The organism is Bradyrhizobium commune (assembly GCF_015624505.1).
Taxonomy (GTDB): domain Bacteria; phylum Pseudomonadota; class Alphaproteobacteria; order Rhizobiales; family Xanthobacteraceae; genus Bradyrhizobium; species Bradyrhizobium commune.
On the sequence record NZ_CP061379.1, the window covers coordinates 2,866,362 to 2,885,255 of the forward strand.

Consider the following 18,894-nt stretch of genomic DNA (forward strand, 5'->3'; position numbering starts at 1 on the left):
GGGAGAGAGGGGGCTGTTAAGCCGCCTTCTTCTTGGAAGCGGGGACGTCGAGGACGCCCATGATGTCGCTTTCCTTCATGATCAAGAGATCGACGCCGTCGATCTTGACCTCAGTGCCGGACCACTTGCCGAACAGCACGCGGTCGCCGACCTTGAGGTCGATCGGAACCAGCTTGCCGGCTTCGTCGCGGCCACCCGGGCCAACGGCGACGACTTCACCCTGGGAGGGCTTTTCCTTGGCAGTGTCGGGAATGATGATGCCGCCAGCGGTCTTCTCTTCTGCGTCAATGCGCTTGACCACGACGCGGTCGTGAAGCGGACGGAATTTCATGCAGTCCTCCTAAATATTTGCACGAGTTGGGATTTTTGCGTTGTTAGCAATCGTTGCCCGCGAGTGCTAGCACAGGCGAGGCTGAAATAGGACAGGAATTTTGCGGGGGCAAGGGCTTCTAGCAGAAAAATCGGCACTCAGAAGGCCTGTCTGCCAAATCTCTTTACCATCGTTAACCGGCTTCGGAGGGCCTCTAAGAGGCCCCCTTGGGGGCCGTATTAGCACGGAGTCTTCTCTGCTGCTAACGCATTGAATTTCAACAACTTGTTAAACTTTTGGGCTTGAGATGAGTTGTCAGTTTGCGTCACATTTCTCTCATGTGAGCGCATCTCCACCGGGTGGCGCGTCAGCAGCGTACCGGAAAGCCACCCCCTGAATGCGCTCCTGCAAAGGAGGTTGGCATGGGACTGCGGGGCGTTTCCGAGGACTTCCGGAAACAGATGCTGGGCTACGGGCTGACGACGGCACAAATCCTCTATCGGATGCCGGATCATCCCTCGCTGCTCCAGACTTATGTCTGGCAGAACTACGACATGTTCCCGAAATTCCCGGCGCTCAGCGACTTCCTGGCGTTCTGGCAGGAGAAGCTCGACGGCCCGCTCCATTCGGTCATGGTCGCGCATTCCAAGCTGATCAAGCCCGCCGAGTTGCGCGCTGTCGACGGCGTGTTCCGGCTGCATTGAAGGCCCGGCTTTGTAGGGTGGGTTAGCGTAGCGTAACCCACCAACCTCGTTCGGCAGTCGCGGAAGCATGGTGGGTTACGCCAGCGGACTGCGCTTCGCGCAGCCCCAAGGCTAACCCACCCTACGAGTTCTGTTTCTGTGCTAGCCTCTCCCCATAACAACAACGGGAGGCGGCCGATGGCCAAGAAAGCAAAATCGCGCAGCGCAACGCAGACCGCAATCAAGAAGCGGAGCGGCGCCAAGGCCGCGACGCGATCCACGGCCCGCAAGGCGGTGAAAGCAAAAGCCCGCGCGGCCGCTCCAAAGAAGTCCGCCCGCCCAAAACAGCGCATCGCCATCAGCCATCACCGCGAGGAAGATTTCAAGGCCGACGGCCTGCGCGCCTACGCCAAGTACCGCGACCTCGGCATTGCCGCTGCCAGCCACGGCCTCGCGCAAGCGCATGTGATCCGGCTGCAAGGCCCCTGCAATCCTGAAGAGGTATCAAAACTGCACTTCCATGCCGTCGACTTCCAGATGGTCTATGTGCTCAAGGGCTGGGTGAAGACCTACATGGACGGCGAGGGGGAGACCTTGATGCAGGAAGGCAGCGCCTGGACTCAGCCGCCGAAGATCAAGCACATGATTTTGGATTATTCGGATGACGTCGAGCTGTTGGAAGTGATTTTGCCGGCGGAGTTCAGGACGGTGGAGTTGAAGGCGTAGGCGCTTCCTTCGCTCGCAATGACGGGGCCTTGTAGCCCGGATGGAGCGCAGCGAAATCCGGGAAGGTTTCCCCGCGGAGGTGGTCGTCCCGGATTGCGCTGCGCTCCATCCGGGCTACTCGCTTGCTGCTCGGGCAGCATCCCCGCGTAGTCCCGCGCCGGTCGGCTACCGCTCGAGATAGCCCAGTTCCTCGCTCATGATCTTGCGTGCATATTCGCCAAAGGCATCGATCAACCGGCCGCGCGCGGCATAAGGCGGATAGAGCAGTGCGATCGTGACAGGGACGGCGGGGCTGAAGGGGCGCGTGATCAGAGCCGCGCCGGAGCTTTCGTCATGCGCGGCAATCGGGTTGATGATGCTGATGCCGAGACCCGCCGCGACCAGGGCACAGACCGATGCGCCCAGATCGGTTTCGGCAACAATACGGCGCGTGACGCTCGCCTGCGCGAAGATCGTATCGATGCGATCGTGAAGCGGACTCCCCGTGGCGAAGGAGATGAAGGCTTCATCGGCGAAATCGGCAGGGCGCAGCGTTTTCTTCTGCGCAAGACGATGGGCCTTCGGCATGATCGCGACGCAACGGGTCTTGAGCGCCGGCTCGACATGCACTCCCGCAACCTCGCCGTAGAGCATGGCCAACCCCATGTCGCAAAGCCCGGAGCTGACCCAGTCGTGCACGGCGCTCGCCGTGCCGGACCGGATCGAGATCATCACATGCGGATAGTCCATTTTGAAGCGCGCCGCGATGCGCGTCAGCAGGCCGCCGGCCAAGCGCGGCATCGCCGCAACGCTTAGCCGCCCCATGCCGAACGAACGGATGCTGGCTGCGCTGGCCTCCAGTCCGGCCAAGCCGATGAAAGTCTTCTCGACCTCCTGGAAGAAGCGCGATCCGTCCACGGTCGGGCGGAGGCGGCCCCCACTGCGGTCGAACAGCGGGAATTGCGTGATCGCTTCCAGCTGTCCGATCAGGCGGCTGATCTGGGGCTGCGAGGTATGCATGCGCTGGGCCGCCTGCGTCATCGATCCCGTCATGAAGACCGTCCGAAAAGCCTCCACATGCTTCAAGCCCATGCGCCTGGTCGCCATATCAAATCCGTATAGGAGAGTGTGAAACTGGAATTTCATCAGATCGAGCTTTTGGACGATAGTCCAGAGCACCCACCGTGGACGGCGTCACGGACATTCGCCAAGAGAGAGGACGACATGAAAGCGACGACGATCAGGGCACTCGCTGCAGCGGCCGCCGCTGTGGTTCTTTTTTCCAGCGAGGCCATGGCTCAGGGTGCGGGCAGGCTGGACAAGATCCGCGAGAGCGGCTCGATCACATTGGGATATCCCGAGACCTCGGTGCCGTTCGCCTATCTCGACGCCGACCAGAAGCCCATCGGCTATACCGTGGAAATCTGCGAACAGGTGGTGGCGGCGATCAAGACTGCGCTCAAGCTCCCCAAGCTCGAGACTCGCTATGCTCCCATAACCTCGGCCACACGCATTCAGCTGCTCGCCAACGGCACGATCGATCTCGAATGCGGCAACACGACCAACAATGTCGAGCGACATAAACTCGTCGCCTTTGCTCCGACCACCTTCGTCGCCCAGGTCGTTCTCGTCGCGCGCAGGGATGGCGGGGTCGATGTCAACGACCCGACTTCGTTTCGCGGCAAGGCCATCGCCGCCCAGGCCGGCGGCCAGACGTTCAAGGTGATTACGCTGATCAACGCCAAGAGCAATCTTGGCATCACGGTCGTGCCGGGCAAGGACACCGCCGAGACCTTCTTGATGCTGTCGACCGGCCGGGTGGCTGGCACTGCCAATGACGACGGTCTCGCCTATGCCACGGTTGCCTCGTCCAGGACGCCGGATGACTTCGTGATCGGTAGCAAGAGTCTCGAGATGGCGCCTTACGGCGTCGTCGAACCGAAGGATGATCCTGCTTTCAAGAAGATGGTCGACGAGGCCGTGATCGACCTGATGAAGAACGGACAGATTGCGGCGCTCTACGACAAATATTTCAATTCACCAATCCCGCCGCATGGCCTCAACCTGAAATTTCCGATGAGCGCCGCCCTCAAGCGCGCGTTGGCTAACCCGACCGATTCCGGCGACCCGGCAGCCTACGAATGAAGCACCAAGCGCTCTAGGGGTTTCCGTAATGGCACATCAACACGAGACGAACCCGGCGGGCGCCGAGTTGCCGCCCGTCGACCTGCGCAGCGATACGGTCACCAGGCCGACCGAGGCGATGTATTCCCGCATGGCCTCGGCGCCGATCGGCGATGACGGGCTGGACGGTGACCCCACGGTGCAGGAGTTGGAGGCCGTCGCGGCAGCAGCGTTGGGCAAGGACGCCGGCCTGTTTGTGCCGAGCTGCACCATGGCCAATCTGCTGGCGACGCTGGCGCAGTCTCAGCGCAGCGAACAGATCGTGTTGGAATCGAATGCCCATATGTACACGTCCGAACGAGGGGCGGCGACGTTTACCGGGCAGTTCTACCTGGCTGTTGCCGGTATCGCCGGCGCGATGGACCTGAACTTGCTGGAGAACGCCCTGCAAAGCGATGGGCATAAGCTCAAGACCGCCCTCGTCGCGATGGAAACCTCGCACAACAATGCGAGCGGCGCCGTGCTGCCGCTTGATCATATGCAGGCCGTGCACGCCATGGCATCAGTCCGCGGCGTTCCGGTGCATCTCGACGGAGCGCGGCTCTTCAACGCCGCGATTGCCCTCGAAGTGGCGCCAGCTCAAATTGCGAGGCATTGCGACACGGTCTCCCTGTGTCTGTCGAAGGGCTTGAGCGCGCCGGCCGGCGCCGTGCTCGCCGGGCCACGGGCCGTGATCGACAGCAGCCGCAGGCTTCGCCGCATGCTGGGAGGCACGCAGCGCCAGATCGGCATCCTGGCGGCAGCCGGGTTGGAGGCCGTTCAGGTCATGGGTGCACGTCTGGTGGAGGATCACCGGCGTGCGCGCGCCCTGAGTGAGGCGTTGAACAGGATGCACCCAAAGGTGAGCGCGACAATCCCGCAAACGAATATCGTGCAGGTTGATGTCTCTCTCTCCGGGCGTGACAGCGCCGCGTGGTCGGAGGCTCTGGAGCGGGTGGGCCTGAGGGCGAGGCCTTGGGGCAGGCATCGATTGCGCTGTGTGACCCATCGCCATATCGATGATGCGGACATCGATCGCGCGGTCATGGCATTTCGCGCCGTGGCCTCAGGCTTGGCTTAGAGCGTGCGCCAGTGTGAATCGGGTCCCTTGCAGCCCGGATGGAGCGAAGCGCAATCCGGGGCCGCTGCCTGCGACGGCACACACTTTCCCGGATTGCGCTGCGCTTCATCCGCTACGGCCGCTTAACTCAACACCCCCACCATCGCCCCCATCAGACACGTCGTCAGCGTCCCCGACACGATCGACTTCACCCCGAGCGCATTGATCTCCTCGCGCCGCTCCGGCGCCATCACACCCAGGCCGCCGATCATGATGCCGAGGCTGGCGAAATTGGCGAAGCCGCACATCGCATAGAGCATGATCAGGCGCGAGCGTGCGTCGAGCGCGTCGGGCGCGAGTTTCGACAGGTCGACATAGGCGATCAGCTCATTGAGCACCGTCTTGGTCCCCATCAGACTGCCTGCCGTCACCGCCTGGTCCCAGGGCAAGCCCATCAGCCAGCACACCGGTGCCATCACCAGGCCAAGCAGGCGCTGCAACGAGATCGCGGCGCCGCCGATATTCGGCAGCAGGCCGAGGATGGCGTTGACGAGATAGACCAGCGCCACCAGCACCAAGAGCATGGCGACGATGTTGAGCAGCAGCTCTAGTCCTGCGCCGGTGCCTTTCACGATCGCGTCCATCGTACCGGAGACGTCCATCTCCGGATCCTCCAGCGCGCCGCCGGTGCGCTTGTCGCTGGTTTCCGGCACCATGATCAGGCTGACCAGGATCGCGGCCGGCGCGCCGAGCACGGAGGCGATGACGAAATGCGCGGCCGCGTCCGGGATGAGGGGCGCAAGCAGCGTCGCATAGAGCACCAGGACCGTGCCGGCGATGCCGGCCATGCCGCCGGTCATCACCAGAAACAATTCGCTGCGGGACATCTGCGCCAGATAGGGCCGCACGAACAACGGCGCCTCGACCATGCCGAGGAAGATGTTCGCCGCGGTCGACAAGCCCACGGCGCCGCCGACGCCGAGCGTGCGTTCGAGCAGCCACGCCATGCCGCGCACGATCGGCGGCAGCACCCGCCAATAGAACAACAGCGTCGTCAGCACGCTCATGACAAGCACGATCGGCAGCGCCTGGAACGCCAGGATGAAATCGGCGCCCGGTACCTTCAGCTCGAAGGGCAGGGTGCCGCCGCCGACATAGCCGAACACGAAGGAGGAGCCGGCGCGCGAGGCTGCCGAGATCGCGCCGACCACATCGTTGATGGCGCCGAAAGCATGCGCGACGATCGGCACCTTCAGCAGCACGATCGCGGTGACGAAGGTCACGACGAGGCCGATCAGCGCCTGGCGCAGGGAAACCGCGCGGCGATTCTCCGCGAGCGCGAAGGCGATCAGCAGCAATGCGAAAACGCCGAGTGTCGATTGCAGCCGTAGCATGATGTCCCCAAAGCCCCAATGATTATGGCCGCGCGTGCGTTGCAAACGCAATGCCGGGAATGTTGCTGGCAGTCCCGCTGTTGACAAGCGGGCCCGCGTCAGCCACGCGGGACCTCGTTATCGTTAGGCGCGGATGGTCTTGAAGGTGAGCCAAGAGGTCAGTGAAGAACAGGCGGTCCCGGCGAGCCCGCCGGTCAGCGCCGGTGAGCTCCTCCGCCATCGCGCCTTCCTGTTCTTCCTGCTCTCGCGCAGCCTGTCGCGCTTTTCCAGCCAGATCTCGGCAGTGGCGATCGGCTGGCAGGTCTATGATCTCACGGGCAGCGCCTTCGATCTCGGCATGGTCGGGCTGGTGCAGTTCCTGCCGACCCTGCTGCTGTTGTTCGTTGCCGGGCAGGCCGCGGACCGTTACGAGCGCAAGCGCGTGGTGCAGCTGTGCGAGCTGGTGGAAGGGCTGACGGCCGTATTCCTGGCTTGCGGCGCCTATGGCGGCTGGCTCACGGTCACCCAAATATTTCTTGCCACCTTCGTGCTCGGCATTGTCGGTGCCTTCGAAAGCCCAGCGCTCGCCGCCCTGCTTCCGGTCATCGCGCCGACCGGAACGCTGCAACGCGCCACCGCGATTTCGAGCGGCACGGGACAGCTGGCGATCATCATGGGGCCGGCGCTCGGCGGCTTCGCCTTCGCGCTGGCGCCGGGCGTGGCCTATGGCCTCGCGGCGTCATTCGCGCTTCTCGCTGCGCTCGGCATGAGCCTGGTCCGCATGATCCCGACCGCGCCGACAGCGAGCGATGCCGCGAAGGCCGACGACCTGTTCGCGGGCATCCGGTTCGTCCGGGCCAATCCTGCGATCCTTGGTACGATTTCGCTCGATCTGTTCGCGGTGCTGTTCGGCGGCGTCATCGCGCTGTTGCCGATCTACGCCCGCGACATTCTCCAGACCGGCCCGATGGGGCTCGGCGTGCTGCGCGCGGCGCCGGCGGTCGGCGCGCTGCTGATGACGACGGTGCTGGCACGCCACGCCATCTCGCGGCATGTCGGTTTGCGCATGTTCCAGGCGGTGATCGTGTTCGGCGTCGCCACCATCGTGTTCGCGCTGTCGTCCTGGATGTGGCTGTCGGTGCTCTCGCTCGCCGTTCTCGGCGCGGCCGATACGATCAGCGTCGTGATCCGCTTTTCGCTGGTGCAGCTGTCGACGCCCGACGAGATGCGCGGCCGCGTCGGCGCGGTCAACTTCCTCTTCATCAACGCCTCGAACCAGCTCGGCCAGTTCGAGAGCGGGCTGACGGCGGCCTTGTTCGGCGCCATGCCCGCCGCCGTGCTCGGCGGCGTCTGCACCGTCGCGGTGGCCCTGCTGTGGATGAAGCTGTTCCCGAGCCTGCGGCAGGTGGAGAGGTTGGAGTAGGGAGCTCCGCTCTCTCATTGCTTCGCTGCGCTCGCAATGACGATTGTGGAAGCAGTGCGGGGACTTAGCCGGCGGCACCCCGCTTGCTGAAACCCCATGCCGTCTACTGTGCATGGGGTTGTTTTCGCGCTTTTGTGCTCAGCCCCGTCCGACGAACGGCATCTTGGTCGCCATGACGGTCATGGTCAGCACGTTGGCGTCGAGCGGCAGGCCGGCCATGTAGGCGACGGCATCGCCGACCGCCTTGGCGTCCATGCGCGGCTCATGCTTCATCGTGCCGTCGGGCTGTATCACGCCGGGGCCGTTGACCATGCGGTCGGTCATCGGGGTGGCGGCATTGCCGATGTCGACCTGGCCGACCGCGATGTCGTACATGCGGCCGTCGAGGTTGGAGGCCTTGGTCAGGCCGGTGATGGCGTGCTTGGTCGAGGTGTAGGCGGCCGAGAACGGACGCGGCGCGTGTGCCGAGATCGAGCCGTTGTTGATGATGCGTCCACCGCGCGGGGTCTGGTCCTTCATGATGCGGAAGGCGTGCTGGGTGCACAGGAACGGGCCGGTGAGGTTGGTGTTCACCACCGCCTGCCACTGCTCGAGGCTGAGATCCTCGAAGTTCACGGGCGGGGCGCCCATGCCGGCATTGTTGAACAGCACATCTAACCGGCCATAGGTGTCCTTCACCTTGGCAAACAGCGCGGCGATCTGGTCCGGCTTGGTCATGTCGGCGGTGACGCACAGGCTCTTGCCCGCAGGGCCGAGCTTCGCGGTCTCCTCGAGCATCTCCAGCCGGCGGCCGACGAGCACCACGGTGAAGCCGGTGTTCATCAGCGCCAGTGCGGCCGCGCGTCCGACCCCGGTGCCGGCGCCCGTCACCACTGCGATCTTGTTTGCTTCACTCATCGTTTCCTGCCTTTTCTTCTGTCTCTTAGGTCTTGGGCTCTTTGTCGTTCTTGTAGGGCGGCCGCGGGATGTTCTGATGTGCGGCGCGCAACGCCGCCGACCAGCGCGAGCGCAGATCGTGGAAATAGGGCTCGCCCGCCTCGATGCGGTGGTTGAGATCGGCATCGCAGGCGTCTGTGCGCACCACCAGCACGTCGATCGGCAGACCGACGCCGAGATTCGAGCGCATGGTCGAGTCCATCGAGATCAGGCTGGTCTTCAGCGCCTCATAGAGCTCGACATCATAATGCATGGCGCGGTCGAGCACCGGCTTGCCGTATTTGTGCTCGCCGATCTGCAGGTAGGGCGTGTCGGTGGTGCATTCGATGAAATTGCCGGCAGTGTAGACCATGAACAGGCGCATGCGTGCGCCCTTGATCTGGCCGCCGAACAGGAAGGAGACGTCGAAGGACACGTCTTCGGATTTGAGCGCGGGCCCCTCGGTCGCGTGCACCGCCCGGATCGCGCGTCCGATGCGCTGGGCTGCCTGGAACATGGTCGGCGCGTTCATCAGCGTCTCGATCTCGCCCGTGTTGGGGTCTTCCAGGCCCTCGGTGAGGGTCGAGAGCACCGACTGGCTGATGGCGAGGTTGCCGGCGCTGGCGATCGCCATGATGCGGTCGCCCGGATTGGAGAAGATGTGCAGCTTGCGGAAGGTCGAGACGTTGTCGAGGCCGGCATTGGTGCGGGTATCGGCGATCATGACGAGTCCGTCCCGAACCAGGATTCCGCAACAATAGGTCATTTCCAGTCCCCGAAGGCGAGCGCTTTTGCCGGCGCCAAACTAGTAGCCAATTTCGCCGGCCGCTCCAACCCCCGATTCCTAGGGGGGTGCTCAGTCCGTGCCATCGACGAGAAAGGCCGCGTCGACGGGGACGCCGAGCGCCGTGACCAGCCGATTGGTCTCGGCGGCCATGCCGACGATGGCGAGCAGCTCGCCATATTCGGCCTCGGTCATGCCCTTGGCCCGGGCGCTCGCGGTGTGCGAATGGATGCAGTAGCTGCAGCCATGCGCCACCGAGACAGCGACATAGAGCATTTCCTTGACCTTGGGGTCGAGCGCGCCCGGCGCCATCACCTCCTTGACGCTCTCCCAGGTCCGCCGCAGCGTTTTCGGATCGTGCGCCAGCGCGCGCCAGAAATTGTTGACGAAATCCGACTGCCGCACCTCGCGGATATCGTCGAAAACAGCGCGGGCCTCGCTGGAGAGCTCATCGTCCGAAAGCAGCTTCACGGTCGCCATGGGGTCCTCGCGGGGTCTAATCTGACCCCGCGAGTGTAGCACGGCTCATGCGGTCAGGCCGAGCGGCGCAAGGCCAGCTTGCCGACATCGACATAAAGCCGCTGCTGTGCGTGAGCGTGCTGCGCTCCGACGCGAACGTCACGCAGGCGCCGCTGCAACGGCGAGCTGTCGTACACGACACTGCTTCCGGCCAGCGCAAAACAGGCATCCGCGATGCCGGCGCAGGTCGTGGCCAGCCAGGCCGAGGACCGGGATCCCTCGACCATGAGATCTTCGTCCTTCAGCGTCCCGGCCAGCGCGCGCCGCCAGTGACCGGCAACCTGGACCTCGTGAAATGCCTGCGCCGCCCGAAGGTCGGCGGTAATCCGGCCGAGCTCGTACTGGAATATCTCGGACTCCCGCATCGGCACGGTCGCATATAATTGCTGCCGCCCGGTATGGGCCAGCGCAAGCAGTTCATCGACTGCGCCCGCGGCCATGCCCACCGAGAACACGCCGTGAAGCAACGGCAGCCATTGCCGGACGGCTTGATAGAGCGGACCCGACAGGCGAGGGGCAACATCGATATCGAACACATAGGCCTCAGGAACCACTCTCTCCCGCAGCGTGATATGATGGCTGCCGGTGCCCTTGAGCCCGGCCGCGTGCCAGGTGTCCTCGATGTCCCAGTCGCGCACCGGCAGCATCACGGCGCGAACCAGCGGCTTGCCCTGCGGACCTGGCACCGGCTTGCCATTTTCGGTGACGATGCAGAACCCACCCATCCAGTCGGCGTGCATGCAGCTGCTGGCGAACGGCCACCGGCCCTTGACGCGATAGCCGTCGGCCACGCGCTCTGCCGTTCCGGCGGGCTGCGATGAGCCGCAGATCGCCACGTCCGGTCCGTCCCGATAGATGCGTTGATACAATTCGGGGCGTGAGGCCGCTGCAAACAGGCCGCCGACCCCGGCCACAATCGACGTCCAGCCGACCGAGCCGTCGAGACGGGTCAGCGCCTTCATGACCTCGAGGCCGGCCGGGAAATCGAACTCCAGCCCGCCCTGGCTCTGCGCCACGAACATGCGAAAGAGCCCGATCGATCGCAGCCGTTCCACCAGGTCGGGTGGGATGCGGCGGGCAGCTTCGAACTCGGCGGCGCGCGCCGTGATCTCGGGCGCCAACTCGCGGATGGCCGCAAGCATGCTCTTGTGGGGATCGCGGGGTGCGATGGAATGGTCGCTGATCTTTTCTTGAAGCCGCATCTGTTCAACCTCTGTTGCAGGAGAAGGACTGCAACAGAGGTTGAACAGACGGCGCTACGGCGCGGTTTCAACGCGGCGGTTGTCGATTACGGCTGTAACGCTGCGGCTTCGTGGCGGACGACTGCGCCTAGCTCTGCCGCTGGGACTGCGACTGCGATTGACCGCCGCGGCCGGCCTGCTCGACCCTGACCGCCACGGTCAGGGTCTCTGCGCCGCCGCCATAGCGGGTGCCCCGCACCGGGGCTGCGCCGAGATAGTCGAGCCCGATCGCGACACGGACATGGGCATCCGTGGTGCAGATGCTGTTGGCGGGATCGAAGCCGACCCAGCCGAGGTCCGGCACGTAAGCCTCCGCCCAGGCATGGCCGGCATCCTGATGCAGCGTGCCGTCGGAGCGCAGAAAATGGCCGGAGACGAAGCGCGCCGGCACGCCGCCGGTGCGGGCGCAGGCGATGAAGATGTGCGCGTAATCCTGGCAGACCCCGCGCTTGAGCGTGAATGCCTCCGCCGCCGAGGTGCCGCTGTTGGTCGGATCCTCGTCGAAGGTCATGTGCTCGCTGATCTGCGTCATCAGCGTGTGCAGAAAGCCGAGCGTGTCGCTCTCCGCCTCGCTGCGCAGTTGCCGCGCCACCGCCGCCATCGCCGGATTGACCTCGGTGAGGTCGGTGGCGCGCAAAAACATGCCGGCCGGAAAACGCTCGTCCGCGCCTCGCAGCACGCCGCCGGTGTCGTGGGTCTCGATCAGGCCCTCGGCGGTGATCTTGATGTCGCCGACAGGGCCGCAGGACAGCACATGGGTGACGTTGCCGAAGGCGTCCTCGTGGGTGTCGAGCTTGGTGTCGGTCGAGACGTCGATCTGCCATTCCGCCACATACTGCCCGTCATGGCTGCACGGCGTCATGCGCAGGATCTGGATCACGCTGGTGGCCTGCGGCTCGTAGCGATACGTCGTGGTGTGCTGGATTCGCAGGCGCATGGTGGACCGTTGTTGTGGCGCCGTCATTCCGGCATCGCCCTGCGGGCGCACCGGAATGACAGCAGTATCAGATCAAATACTGCTTCGTGATGATTTCGCCCAGCCTGGAATTGTCCGCAATGAATTCCTGAATGAATTCATGCACGCCATGCTGGAAAATGTCGTTCATGTTGCTGTGTTCGAGCCTGTTGCGAATGCCGCGGGCGTGGCGCTGGGCCGGACCCTGGCGGCCATAGGCGACGCCGATCTGGTCGAGGTTGCGCACGAGGTTGCCGTAGCAGCTCGCCAGCGAGCGCGGCAGCGTGTCGTTGAGGATCAGCAGGTCCGCGATCAGCCACGGCTTCAGCGTCTCGCGATAGACCCAGTGATAGGCCGTCAGCGCCGAGACCGAGCGCAGGATCGAGCTCCACTGATAGAAATCGAGCGGACCGCCGACATGCTCTTCCTCCGGCAGCAACACGTGGTATTTCACGTCGAGGATGCGCGCGGTGTTGTCGGCGCGCTCGAGATGCACGCCCATCCGCGAGAACCAGTAGGCGTCGTTGCGCAGCATGGTCCGGTAGGCCGAGCCGTCGAAGCGCAGCGAGGTCTCCTGCACGAAGCGCAGAAATTTTGCGAGGTCCTCGCGCGTGGAGGTGCCCTTGCTCCACACCGCCTGGAGCTCGATCCAGGCCGAGTTGATGGTGTCCCACATCTCGCTGGTCAGCGCGGTGCGCACCGATCGTGAGTTCAGCCGCGCCGCCTCGATGCAATTCCTGATCGAAGACGGGTTGTCCGCCGAGAACGAGAGGTAATCGACGACGTTCGCTTCGTTGGCTTCCTGATACTTCTGATAGAAGCTTGCGGCGACGCCGGCGGTGAGAAGCGCCGAGTCCCATTCGTTGGTCTTGCCGATATAGGCGGCAGGCAGCGCAGTGACGCGCAGGGTCGCATCGATGGTGCGCGCGAGGTATTCGGCCCGTTCGACATAGCGGGCGAGCCAGTAGAGGTTTTCGGCGGTACGCGACAGCATCTCTCTACTCGTCCAGGATCCAGGTGTCTTTGGTGCCGCCGCCCTGGCTCGAATTCACCACGAGCGAGCCTTCCTTCAGCGCGACGCGGGTCAGCCCGCCCGGCACGATGGTCGTGGTCTTGCTGCCGGTGAGAACGAAGGGCCGCAAGTCGACATGGCGCGGCGCAAGGCCGGTCGCCGTGCAGGTCGGGCAGGTCGAGAGCGCCAGCGTCGGCTGCGCGATGAAACCTTCAGGTTCGCGCTTGAGCTTTTCGCGGAAGGCTTCGATCGTCGCTTTCGTCGCGGCCGGTCCGATCAGCATGCCGTAGCCGCCGGAGCCATGGACTTCCTTCACGACGAGGTCGCCGAGATTGTCCAGCACATAAGCGAGGTCCTTTGGCTCGCGACAGCGCCAGGTCTGAACGTTCTTCAGGATCGGCTCCTCGCCGAGATAGAATTTCACGATCTCCGGCATGTAGGAATAGATCGCCTTGTCGTCGGCAATGCCGGTGCCGACCGCGTTGGCGAGCGTGATGTTGCCGGCGGCATAGGCCGACATCAGCCCGGGCACGCCGAGCGCGGAATCGGGACGGAAGGTGAGGGGATCGAGGAAGTCGTCGTCGACGCGGCGGTAGATCACGTCGACCCGTTTCACCCCTTCCGTCGTCCGCATGAACACTTCGTTGTTCTTGACGACGAGGTCGCGGCCCTCGACCAGCTCGATGCCGAGCTTGTCGGCGAGGAAGGAGTGCTCGTAATAGGCGGAGTTGTAGACGCCGGGCGTGAGGAGAGCGACCGTCGGCTCGCCTGAGGCACCGTGGGGCGCGACCGAGCGCAGCGCAGACAGCAACTCGTCCGGATAGCGCTCGACCGGCGCCACCTTGTGGCGGGCGAACAGATCCGGAAACAGCCGCATCATGATCTCGCGGTTTTCCAGCATGTAGGACACGCCGGACGGCGTGCGGGCGTTGTCCTCCAGCACGATGAAGTCCTCGGCGTCGACCCTGATGATGTCGATGCCGGCGATGTGCACGTAGACGTCGTGCGGCACCTGCTGGCCGTTCATCTCGGGCCGGAACACCGGGTTCTGGAAGATCAGATCGTCGGGTACGACCTCGGCACGGAGGATGTCGCGGCCGTGATAGATATCGCGCAGGAACATATTGAGCGCGCGCACGCGCTGCTTCAGTCCCTTCTCCAAGAGCGTCCATTCCTTGCCGGACATGATCCGCGGGATCACGTCGAAGGGGATCAGGCGCTCGGTGGACTCGGAATCGCCGTAGACAGCGAAGGTGATGCCGATCCGGCGGAACAGGAGCTCGGCCTCCTGGCGACGATATTCGAGCGCCTCGGGAGGCGTCTCCTTGAGCCAGCGCGCCAGCTCCTGATAGGCGGGGCGAAGGTCCCCGCCGGGAATGTTCATTTCGTCAAACGCGACTGCCATAGATCCCGACTTGTCTCCCTGGCCATACGACAAGAGTGCATGACTTTCATGGGGTAGCAAGGGCCGGGCCAGCGCGATAAGCATGGAGCGAGGGTATTTGCCGGGGATGACCGGTGGCTTGCCTGAAAAAATGGCTGAGGACTGCTTATTTCGGCAGCAAAACCGCGTGACTTCAACGCGTTACCTCGGCAAAGTCGGCGCGACAGGTGAGGGACTTAAGGCATGAGCGAGATCGTCACGGCGGGCATTCTGGTCATCGGGGATGAAATCCTGTCCGGTCGAACCAAGGACAAGAACATCGGCTTCATCGCCGAATACCTCACCAATATCGGCATCGACCTGAAGGAGGTCCGGGTCGTCTCTGACGACGAGGACGACATCATCGCCGCGTTGAATGCACTGCGGCAACGCTACACCTATGTCTTCACCACCGGCGGTATTGGGCCGACCCATGACGACATCACCGCGGACAGCGTGGCGAAGGCGTTCGGCGTCGGCATCGACCACCATCCGGAAGTGGTCGCCCGCTTCCGTGAGCGCTGGAGCGAGCAGGATCTCAACGAGGCCCGGCTGCGCATGGCCCGCATCCCCGACGGCGCCGAGCTGATCCAGAGCGCGACCATCCTCGCCCCCGGCTTCAAGATCGGCAATGTCATCGTCATGGCCGGCGTGCCGTCGATCATGCAGGCGATGATGGACATCGTCTCGCCCAAGCTGAAATCCGGCGTGCGCATGCTCTCCGAATCGGTCCGTGCCAATGCGCGGGAGGGCGACATCGGCAGTCCGTTGCGGGCGATCGCCGCGGCGCACCCCGACACCATCATCGGCAGCTATCCCTTCATGGACGAAGACTCGAAGCCGAACACCAATCTGGTGGTGCGCTCGCGCGATGCGGATAAGCTCGCAGCCGCGATGGCGGCGGTGAAGGACATGCTGGCGGGATTGAACATCACCCGCTAAAGCCCCGGCTTTCCGGGCGCTTTAGCTTTTTATTTGTGCATGATCTTGTCGGAAAACCGCTGCGCACTTTTCCGGATCATGCTTTAGCACGAAGCTGCCGGACGATGATTGGCAGGAGAGAACGATGGCTGGCGAAGCACCGGAATTGAGCGCACAGGAGCGGGCGGGCAAGGCTTTTCCGGTCTCGTGGGACCAGTTCCACCGGGACTGCCGGGCACTGACCTGGCGGCTCAACGAGGTCGGTCCGTTCCATGCGGTGATCGCGATCACCCGCGGCGGCCTGGTGCCGGCCGCGATTGTCGCGCGCGAGCTTGGTGTTCGCATCATCGACACGGTCTGTATTGCCAGTTACGACCACGACAAGCAGGGCGAGCTCCAGGTGCTGAAGGGCATTTCGGACGCCGCGATGGAGCTCGGCGGCGGCACCGGCAAGGGGCTGCTGATCGTCGACGACCTCGTCGATACCGGCAAGACCGGCAAGCTGGTCCGCGACATGCTGCCCGATGCGCATTTCGCCACCGTCTATGCCAAGCCGAAAGGGCGCCCGCTGGTCGACACCTTCATCACGGAAGTGTCGCAGGACACGTGGATATTCTTCCCTTGGGATACCGCGCTCTCCTATCATCCGCCGCTTCGCGACGGCGCGGCGTGAGGCCAACACGGGCTGACTGCGATGATCGAACGGACGCGATCGACATGGCAGGCACGGCTCGGTTTCATCGTCACGCTCGCGGCGACGGTCTTCGCTGCCGAGGGGCGATGCCAGGATGCTGCCGTGCGCGAGGACATCGTGGTCGGCAGCCGCGTGCTTGCCGAGTTCGGGGTGCTCGACGCGTTCGGCCATGTCAGCGCTCGTGATCCCCAGAATCCCGACCACTTCCTGATGTCGCGCTCGCTGGCGCCGGCGCTCGTCACCGCCGACGACATCATGGAATTCGATCTCGACGGCAACGCCGTCGACGCCAAGGGCCGCAGTGTCTTCCTGGAACGCTTTATCCACAGTGAAATCTACAAGGCGCGGCCGGACGTCATGGCGGTGGTGCATACGCATTCGCCTGGCGTGATCCCGTTCACGGTCAGCCAGGTCGCACTTCGGCCCGTCTTCCACAACGCGGCGTTCCTCGCCGCGGGCGCGCCGGTCTGGGAGATTCGCAAGGAATTCGGCGAGACCAACATGCTGGTCAGCAACGCCGCCATCGGCAAGTCGCTGGCGGTCGCGCTCGGCGACAAGCCGGTGGTTCTGATGCGCGGCCATGGCGACGTCGCTATCGGGTCGTCAGTGAAAGTTGCGGTCTTCCGCGCCTATTACACCGACGTCAATGCGCGGCTCCAGTCCCAGGCGGTCGCGCTCGGCGGCGAGGTGAACTATCTTACGGCGGCCGAGGGCGCCAAGGCCGATGCGGTCAATCTCCAGGTGCTCGATCGCGTCTGGAATCTCTGGAAAATGCGTGTTACCGCGGCAGCAAAATAATGCCCCTGCAAAACCGCGTGACGCCGACTGGCGACATCATCTCGACGCCGCATCGCGGGATGTTCACCGGCAATCGCGGCATCATCCACGATCCCGCGACCAAGACTCTTCTGAAGAAGCGCTGGTCGTCACCGGCGTGGCTGACCTGCACCTGCGAGTTCCGCGGTCGCCGCCGCGAGGTGATGGCGCAGCAAAGCTGGACCGAGCTGTTCTTCCTGGACGAAGCCACCGCGCTCGCCGCCGGCCATCGCCCCTGCTTCTACTGCCGCCGCGACGATGCCAACCGGTTTCGCGCGGCGTGGGAGAAGGGCAACCGCGTCCATAATGTCCGCATGCACGACATCGACACGGTGCTGCATCACGAACGGCTCGATCAGGGCAGGAAGCGGCTGCACGAATTGCTGATGCCGCTCGACCAGTTGCCCGAGGGAGCGATGGTACTTCGGGGCGAGGAGAGTTTTCTGGTGACGCAGGGCAGGGCGCTGCTGTGGTCGCCGGCCGGCTATTCCGCTGTCGAGCATCCGCCGGGTGAAGCAACGCTTCTGACCCCGCCGTCGACGCTGCGCGCAATGAATGCCGGTTATCAGCCGGTGCTGCACCCGTCCGCGTCGCCCTAGCGCAGCGGCCGCCCTTGTTCGTCCACGGTCATCCGCGCGTCGCGCAGCGCCCATTCGCGGATGATCTGGCGGCAGCGGCTGAGCTCAGCTTCGCTGGCGCTCGCCGCATCTTTCGAGGCGCGCTCGACCATCGCCTTGCAGTGGACGAGCACGGCGCGATCTTCCGCGTGCGCGGAGGATACGATCGCCGCAAACGCCGCGACGACGAAAACCGGTCGAATCACGGCAATCATCCGAGCTTCTCGCGTGCGAGCGCGGCGCCGGCGCCGAGCGCCATCAGCTTGGCTTCGGCGATCTCGCGCCGCATCGGCGCCATGCCGCAATTGGTGGTGGCGATAATGTTGCTCTTCGGCACGAATTTCGACACGGCGTCGATCACCTTCACGACGTCCTCGGCGGTCTCCACCGTATCGCTGGCGACATCGATCACGCCGGCCTGCACGATCTTGGTCTTGAGCAGGGCGAGCAGGTCGAGCGGCACCTTCGAATTGCGGCACTCGATCGCGACCTGCTGGATCGGGCTGGCGTCGATCGTCGGGAAGATCTGCTCATATTGCCGCCACTGGGCGCCAAGCGTCTCCTTCCAGTCGGTGTTGGCCTTGATGCCGTAGCCGTAGCAGATGTGCACGGCGGTGGCGCAGGTGAGGCCTTGCGCGGCGCGCTCCAGCGTCTTGATGCCCCAGTCGTTGACCTCGTCCATGTAGACGTTGAAAGCAGGCTCGTCGAACTGCACGAGATCGACGCCGTCGGCCTGGAGCGCCTTGGCTTCCTCATTCAACAATTCGGCGAAAGCGAATGCCATCTTGACCCGGTCGCCGTAGTAGCGGTCCGCGATCGTGTCGATGATGGTCATCGGACCGGGCAGGGTGAATTTCAGCTGCTTCTTCGTGTGTGTGCGCGCGACGCGCGCCTCGTCGGCGTGAACGCGGCCCTTGAGCTGGAGCGGCGCGACCACCTGCGGCACCATCGCCTTGTAGCGATCCTTGCGGATTCCCATCTCGACCTTGTGGGCGAAGTCGATACCCTCGATCTTCTCGAGAAAGCCGTGCACGAAATGCTGCCGGGCCTGCTCGCCCTCGGTGACGATATCGATCCCGGCGTCCTCCTGAACCTTCACCGCCAGCATCGTCGCATCGCGCTTGGCACGTAGCAGCTGGTCCCCTTGCGACTTCCAGGGCGCCCAGAGCATGTTCGGCTCGGCGAGCCATTCCGGCTTCGGCAAGGAGCCGGCGATCGTGGTTGGAAACAGCATGGGTCCCTCCCGACGGGTTGTGATTGCGCCACTGTCTGCCATGTCT

Annotated in this window: 21 protein-coding genes; 9 read left to right on the forward strand and 12 right to left on the reverse strand. The window is 64.1% G+C overall.

Going from position 1 to position 18,894, the window contains the following annotated elements:
• Positions 1-16 precede the first annotated feature (16 nt).
• Positions 17-331, reverse strand: coding sequence for a co-chaperone GroES (locus IC761_RS13500; RefSeq protein WP_130369321.1), 315 nt, complete (start codon positions 329-331; stop codon positions 17-19).
• Between the two features lie 401 nt (positions 332-732).
• On the opposite strand from IC761_RS13500, the gene IC761_RS13505 reads away from it, so the two are divergent.
• Both IC761_RS13505 and IC761_RS13510 read left to right on the forward strand, forming a co-directional pair.
• On the forward strand, positions 733-1,014 hold the full coding sequence (locus IC761_RS13505) for an usg protein (RefSeq protein ID WP_195803723.1): 282 nt from the start codon (positions 733-735) through the stop codon (positions 1,012-1,014).
• Between the two features lie 177 nt (positions 1,015-1,191).
• On the forward strand, positions 1,192-1,719 hold the full coding sequence (locus IC761_RS13510) for a cupin domain-containing protein (protein WP_195803724.1): 528 nt from the start codon (positions 1,192-1,194) through the stop codon (positions 1,717-1,719).
• 165 nt (positions 1,720-1,884) lie between these two features.
• Here the strand turns inward: IC761_RS13510 and IC761_RS13515 are convergent, their stop codons facing one another.
• Complete coding sequence (locus IC761_RS13515; RefSeq protein ID WP_195803725.1) at positions 1,885-2,805, reverse strand: LysR substrate-binding domain-containing protein; 921 nt, start codon at positions 2,803-2,805, stop codon at positions 1,885-1,887.
• A gap of 117 nt (positions 2,806-2,922) precedes the next feature.
• Between IC761_RS13515 and IC761_RS13520 the strand changes: the two genes are divergently transcribed.
• Together IC761_RS13520 and IC761_RS13525 are read left to right on the forward strand one after the other, a co-directional pair.
• Complete coding sequence (locus tag IC761_RS13520) at positions 2,923-3,843, forward strand: amino acid ABC transporter substrate-binding protein (protein WP_195803726.1); 921 nt, start codon at positions 2,923-2,925, stop codon at positions 3,841-3,843.
• Between the two features lie 28 nt (positions 3,844-3,871).
• Positions 3,872-4,942, forward strand: a complete 1,071-nt coding sequence (locus tag IC761_RS13525; RefSeq protein WP_195803727.1) for a threonine aldolase family protein — start codon at positions 3,872-3,874, stop codon at positions 4,940-4,942.
• Positions 4,943-5,064: 122 nt separating this feature from the next.
• Here IC761_RS13525 and IC761_RS13530 read toward each other — a convergent pair whose 3' ends face one another.
• Positions 5,065-6,315, reverse strand: a complete 1,251-nt coding sequence (locus tag IC761_RS13530) for a NupC/NupG family nucleoside CNT transporter (protein ID WP_195803728.1) — start codon at positions 6,313-6,315, stop codon at positions 5,065-5,067.
• Positions 6,316-6,544: 229 nt separating this feature from the next.
• Here IC761_RS13530 and IC761_RS13535 point away from each other — a divergent pair, with 229 nt between their 5' ends.
• Positions 6,545-7,717 carry an MFS transporter gene (locus IC761_RS13535; protein WP_438265137.1) on the forward strand — a complete coding sequence of 391 codons (1,173 nt, stop codon included), beginning with the start codon at positions 6,545-6,547 and terminating at the stop codon, positions 7,715-7,717.
• Between the two features lie 138 nt (positions 7,718-7,855).
• On the opposite strand, the gene IC761_RS13540 is transcribed toward IC761_RS13535, so the two are convergent.
• The 7 genes from IC761_RS13540 to IC761_RS13570 all read right to left on the reverse strand — a co-directional run bounded on the left by IC761_RS13540 (position 7,856) and on the right by IC761_RS13570 (position 14,548).
• Positions 7,856-8,614, reverse strand: coding sequence for an SDR family oxidoreductase (locus tag IC761_RS13540; protein WP_195803730.1), 759 nt, complete (start codon positions 8,612-8,614; stop codon positions 7,856-7,858).
• 25 nt (positions 8,615-8,639) lie between these two features.
• Positions 8,640-9,398 carry a proteasome-type protease gene (locus tag IC761_RS13545; protein ID WP_195803731.1) on the reverse strand — a complete coding sequence of 253 codons (759 nt, stop codon included), beginning with the start codon at positions 9,396-9,398 and terminating at the stop codon, positions 8,640-8,642.
• Between the two features lie 90 nt (positions 9,399-9,488).
• Complete coding sequence (locus tag IC761_RS13550; protein WP_195803732.1) at positions 9,489-9,896, reverse strand: carboxymuconolactone decarboxylase family protein; 408 nt, start codon at positions 9,894-9,896, stop codon at positions 9,489-9,491.
• 53 nt (positions 9,897-9,949) lie between these two features.
• Complete coding sequence (locus IC761_RS13555) at positions 9,950-11,077, reverse strand: acyl-CoA dehydrogenase family protein (protein ID WP_246791509.1); 1,128 nt, start codon at positions 11,075-11,077, stop codon at positions 9,950-9,952.
• A gap of 187 nt (positions 11,078-11,264) precedes the next feature.
• On the reverse strand, positions 11,265-12,113 hold the full coding sequence (locus tag IC761_RS13560; protein WP_195804640.1) for a transglutaminase family protein: 849 nt from the start codon (positions 12,111-12,113) through the stop codon (positions 11,265-11,267).
• A 67-nt stretch (positions 12,114-12,180) separates the two neighbouring features.
• Complete coding sequence (locus IC761_RS13565) at positions 12,181-13,125, reverse strand: alpha-E domain-containing protein (protein WP_195803734.1); 945 nt, start codon at positions 13,123-13,125, stop codon at positions 12,181-12,183.
• Between the two features lie 4 nt (positions 13,126-13,129).
• Positions 13,130-14,548, reverse strand: a complete 1,419-nt coding sequence (locus IC761_RS13570) for a circularly permuted type 2 ATP-grasp protein (protein ID WP_195803735.1) — start codon at positions 14,546-14,548, stop codon at positions 13,130-13,132.
• A 222-nt stretch (positions 14,549-14,770) separates the two neighbouring features.
• Here IC761_RS13570 and IC761_RS13575 point away from each other — a divergent pair, with 222 nt between their 5' ends.
• The 4 genes from IC761_RS13575 to IC761_RS13590 all read left to right on the forward strand — a co-directional run bounded on the left by IC761_RS13575 (position 14,771) and on the right by IC761_RS13590 (position 17,596).
• Positions 14,771-15,508: a competence/damage-inducible protein A gene (locus IC761_RS13575; protein ID WP_195803736.1), complete on the forward strand. Its 738-nt coding sequence runs from the start codon at positions 14,771-14,773 to the stop codon at positions 15,506-15,508.
• Positions 15,509-15,632: 124 nt separating this feature from the next.
• Positions 15,633-16,160 carry a xanthine phosphoribosyltransferase gene (gpt, locus tag IC761_RS13580; protein ID WP_195803737.1) on the forward strand — a complete coding sequence of 176 codons (528 nt, stop codon included), beginning with the start codon at positions 15,633-15,635 and terminating at the stop codon, positions 16,158-16,160.
• Positions 16,161-16,181: 21 nt separating this feature from the next.
• Positions 16,182-16,979 carry a class II aldolase/adducin family protein gene (locus IC761_RS13585; RefSeq protein ID WP_195803738.1) on the forward strand — a complete coding sequence of 266 codons (798 nt, stop codon included), beginning with the start codon at positions 16,182-16,184 and terminating at the stop codon, positions 16,977-16,979.
• The gene (locus IC761_RS13590) at positions 16,979-17,596 is read left to right on the forward strand and encodes a hypothetical protein (RefSeq protein ID WP_195803739.1); all 618 of its coding nucleotides are present in this window, start codon (positions 16,979-16,981) and stop codon (positions 17,594-17,596) included. The genes IC761_RS13585 and IC761_RS13590 overlap by 1 nt, the downstream gene beginning before the upstream one ends.
• Here the strand turns inward: IC761_RS13590 and IC761_RS13595 are convergent.
• Positions 17,593-17,829, reverse strand: coding sequence for a hypothetical protein (locus IC761_RS13595; RefSeq protein ID WP_195803740.1), 237 nt, complete (start codon positions 17,827-17,829; stop codon positions 17,593-17,595). The genes IC761_RS13590 and IC761_RS13595 overlap by 4 nt on opposite strands.
• Positions 17,826-18,848, reverse strand: a complete 1,023-nt coding sequence (locus tag IC761_RS13600; protein ID WP_195803741.1) for a methionine synthase — start codon at positions 18,846-18,848, stop codon at positions 17,826-17,828. Before IC761_RS13600 ends, IC761_RS13595 begins: the two co-directional genes overlap by 4 nt.
• Positions 18,849-18,894 lie beyond the last annotated feature (46 nt).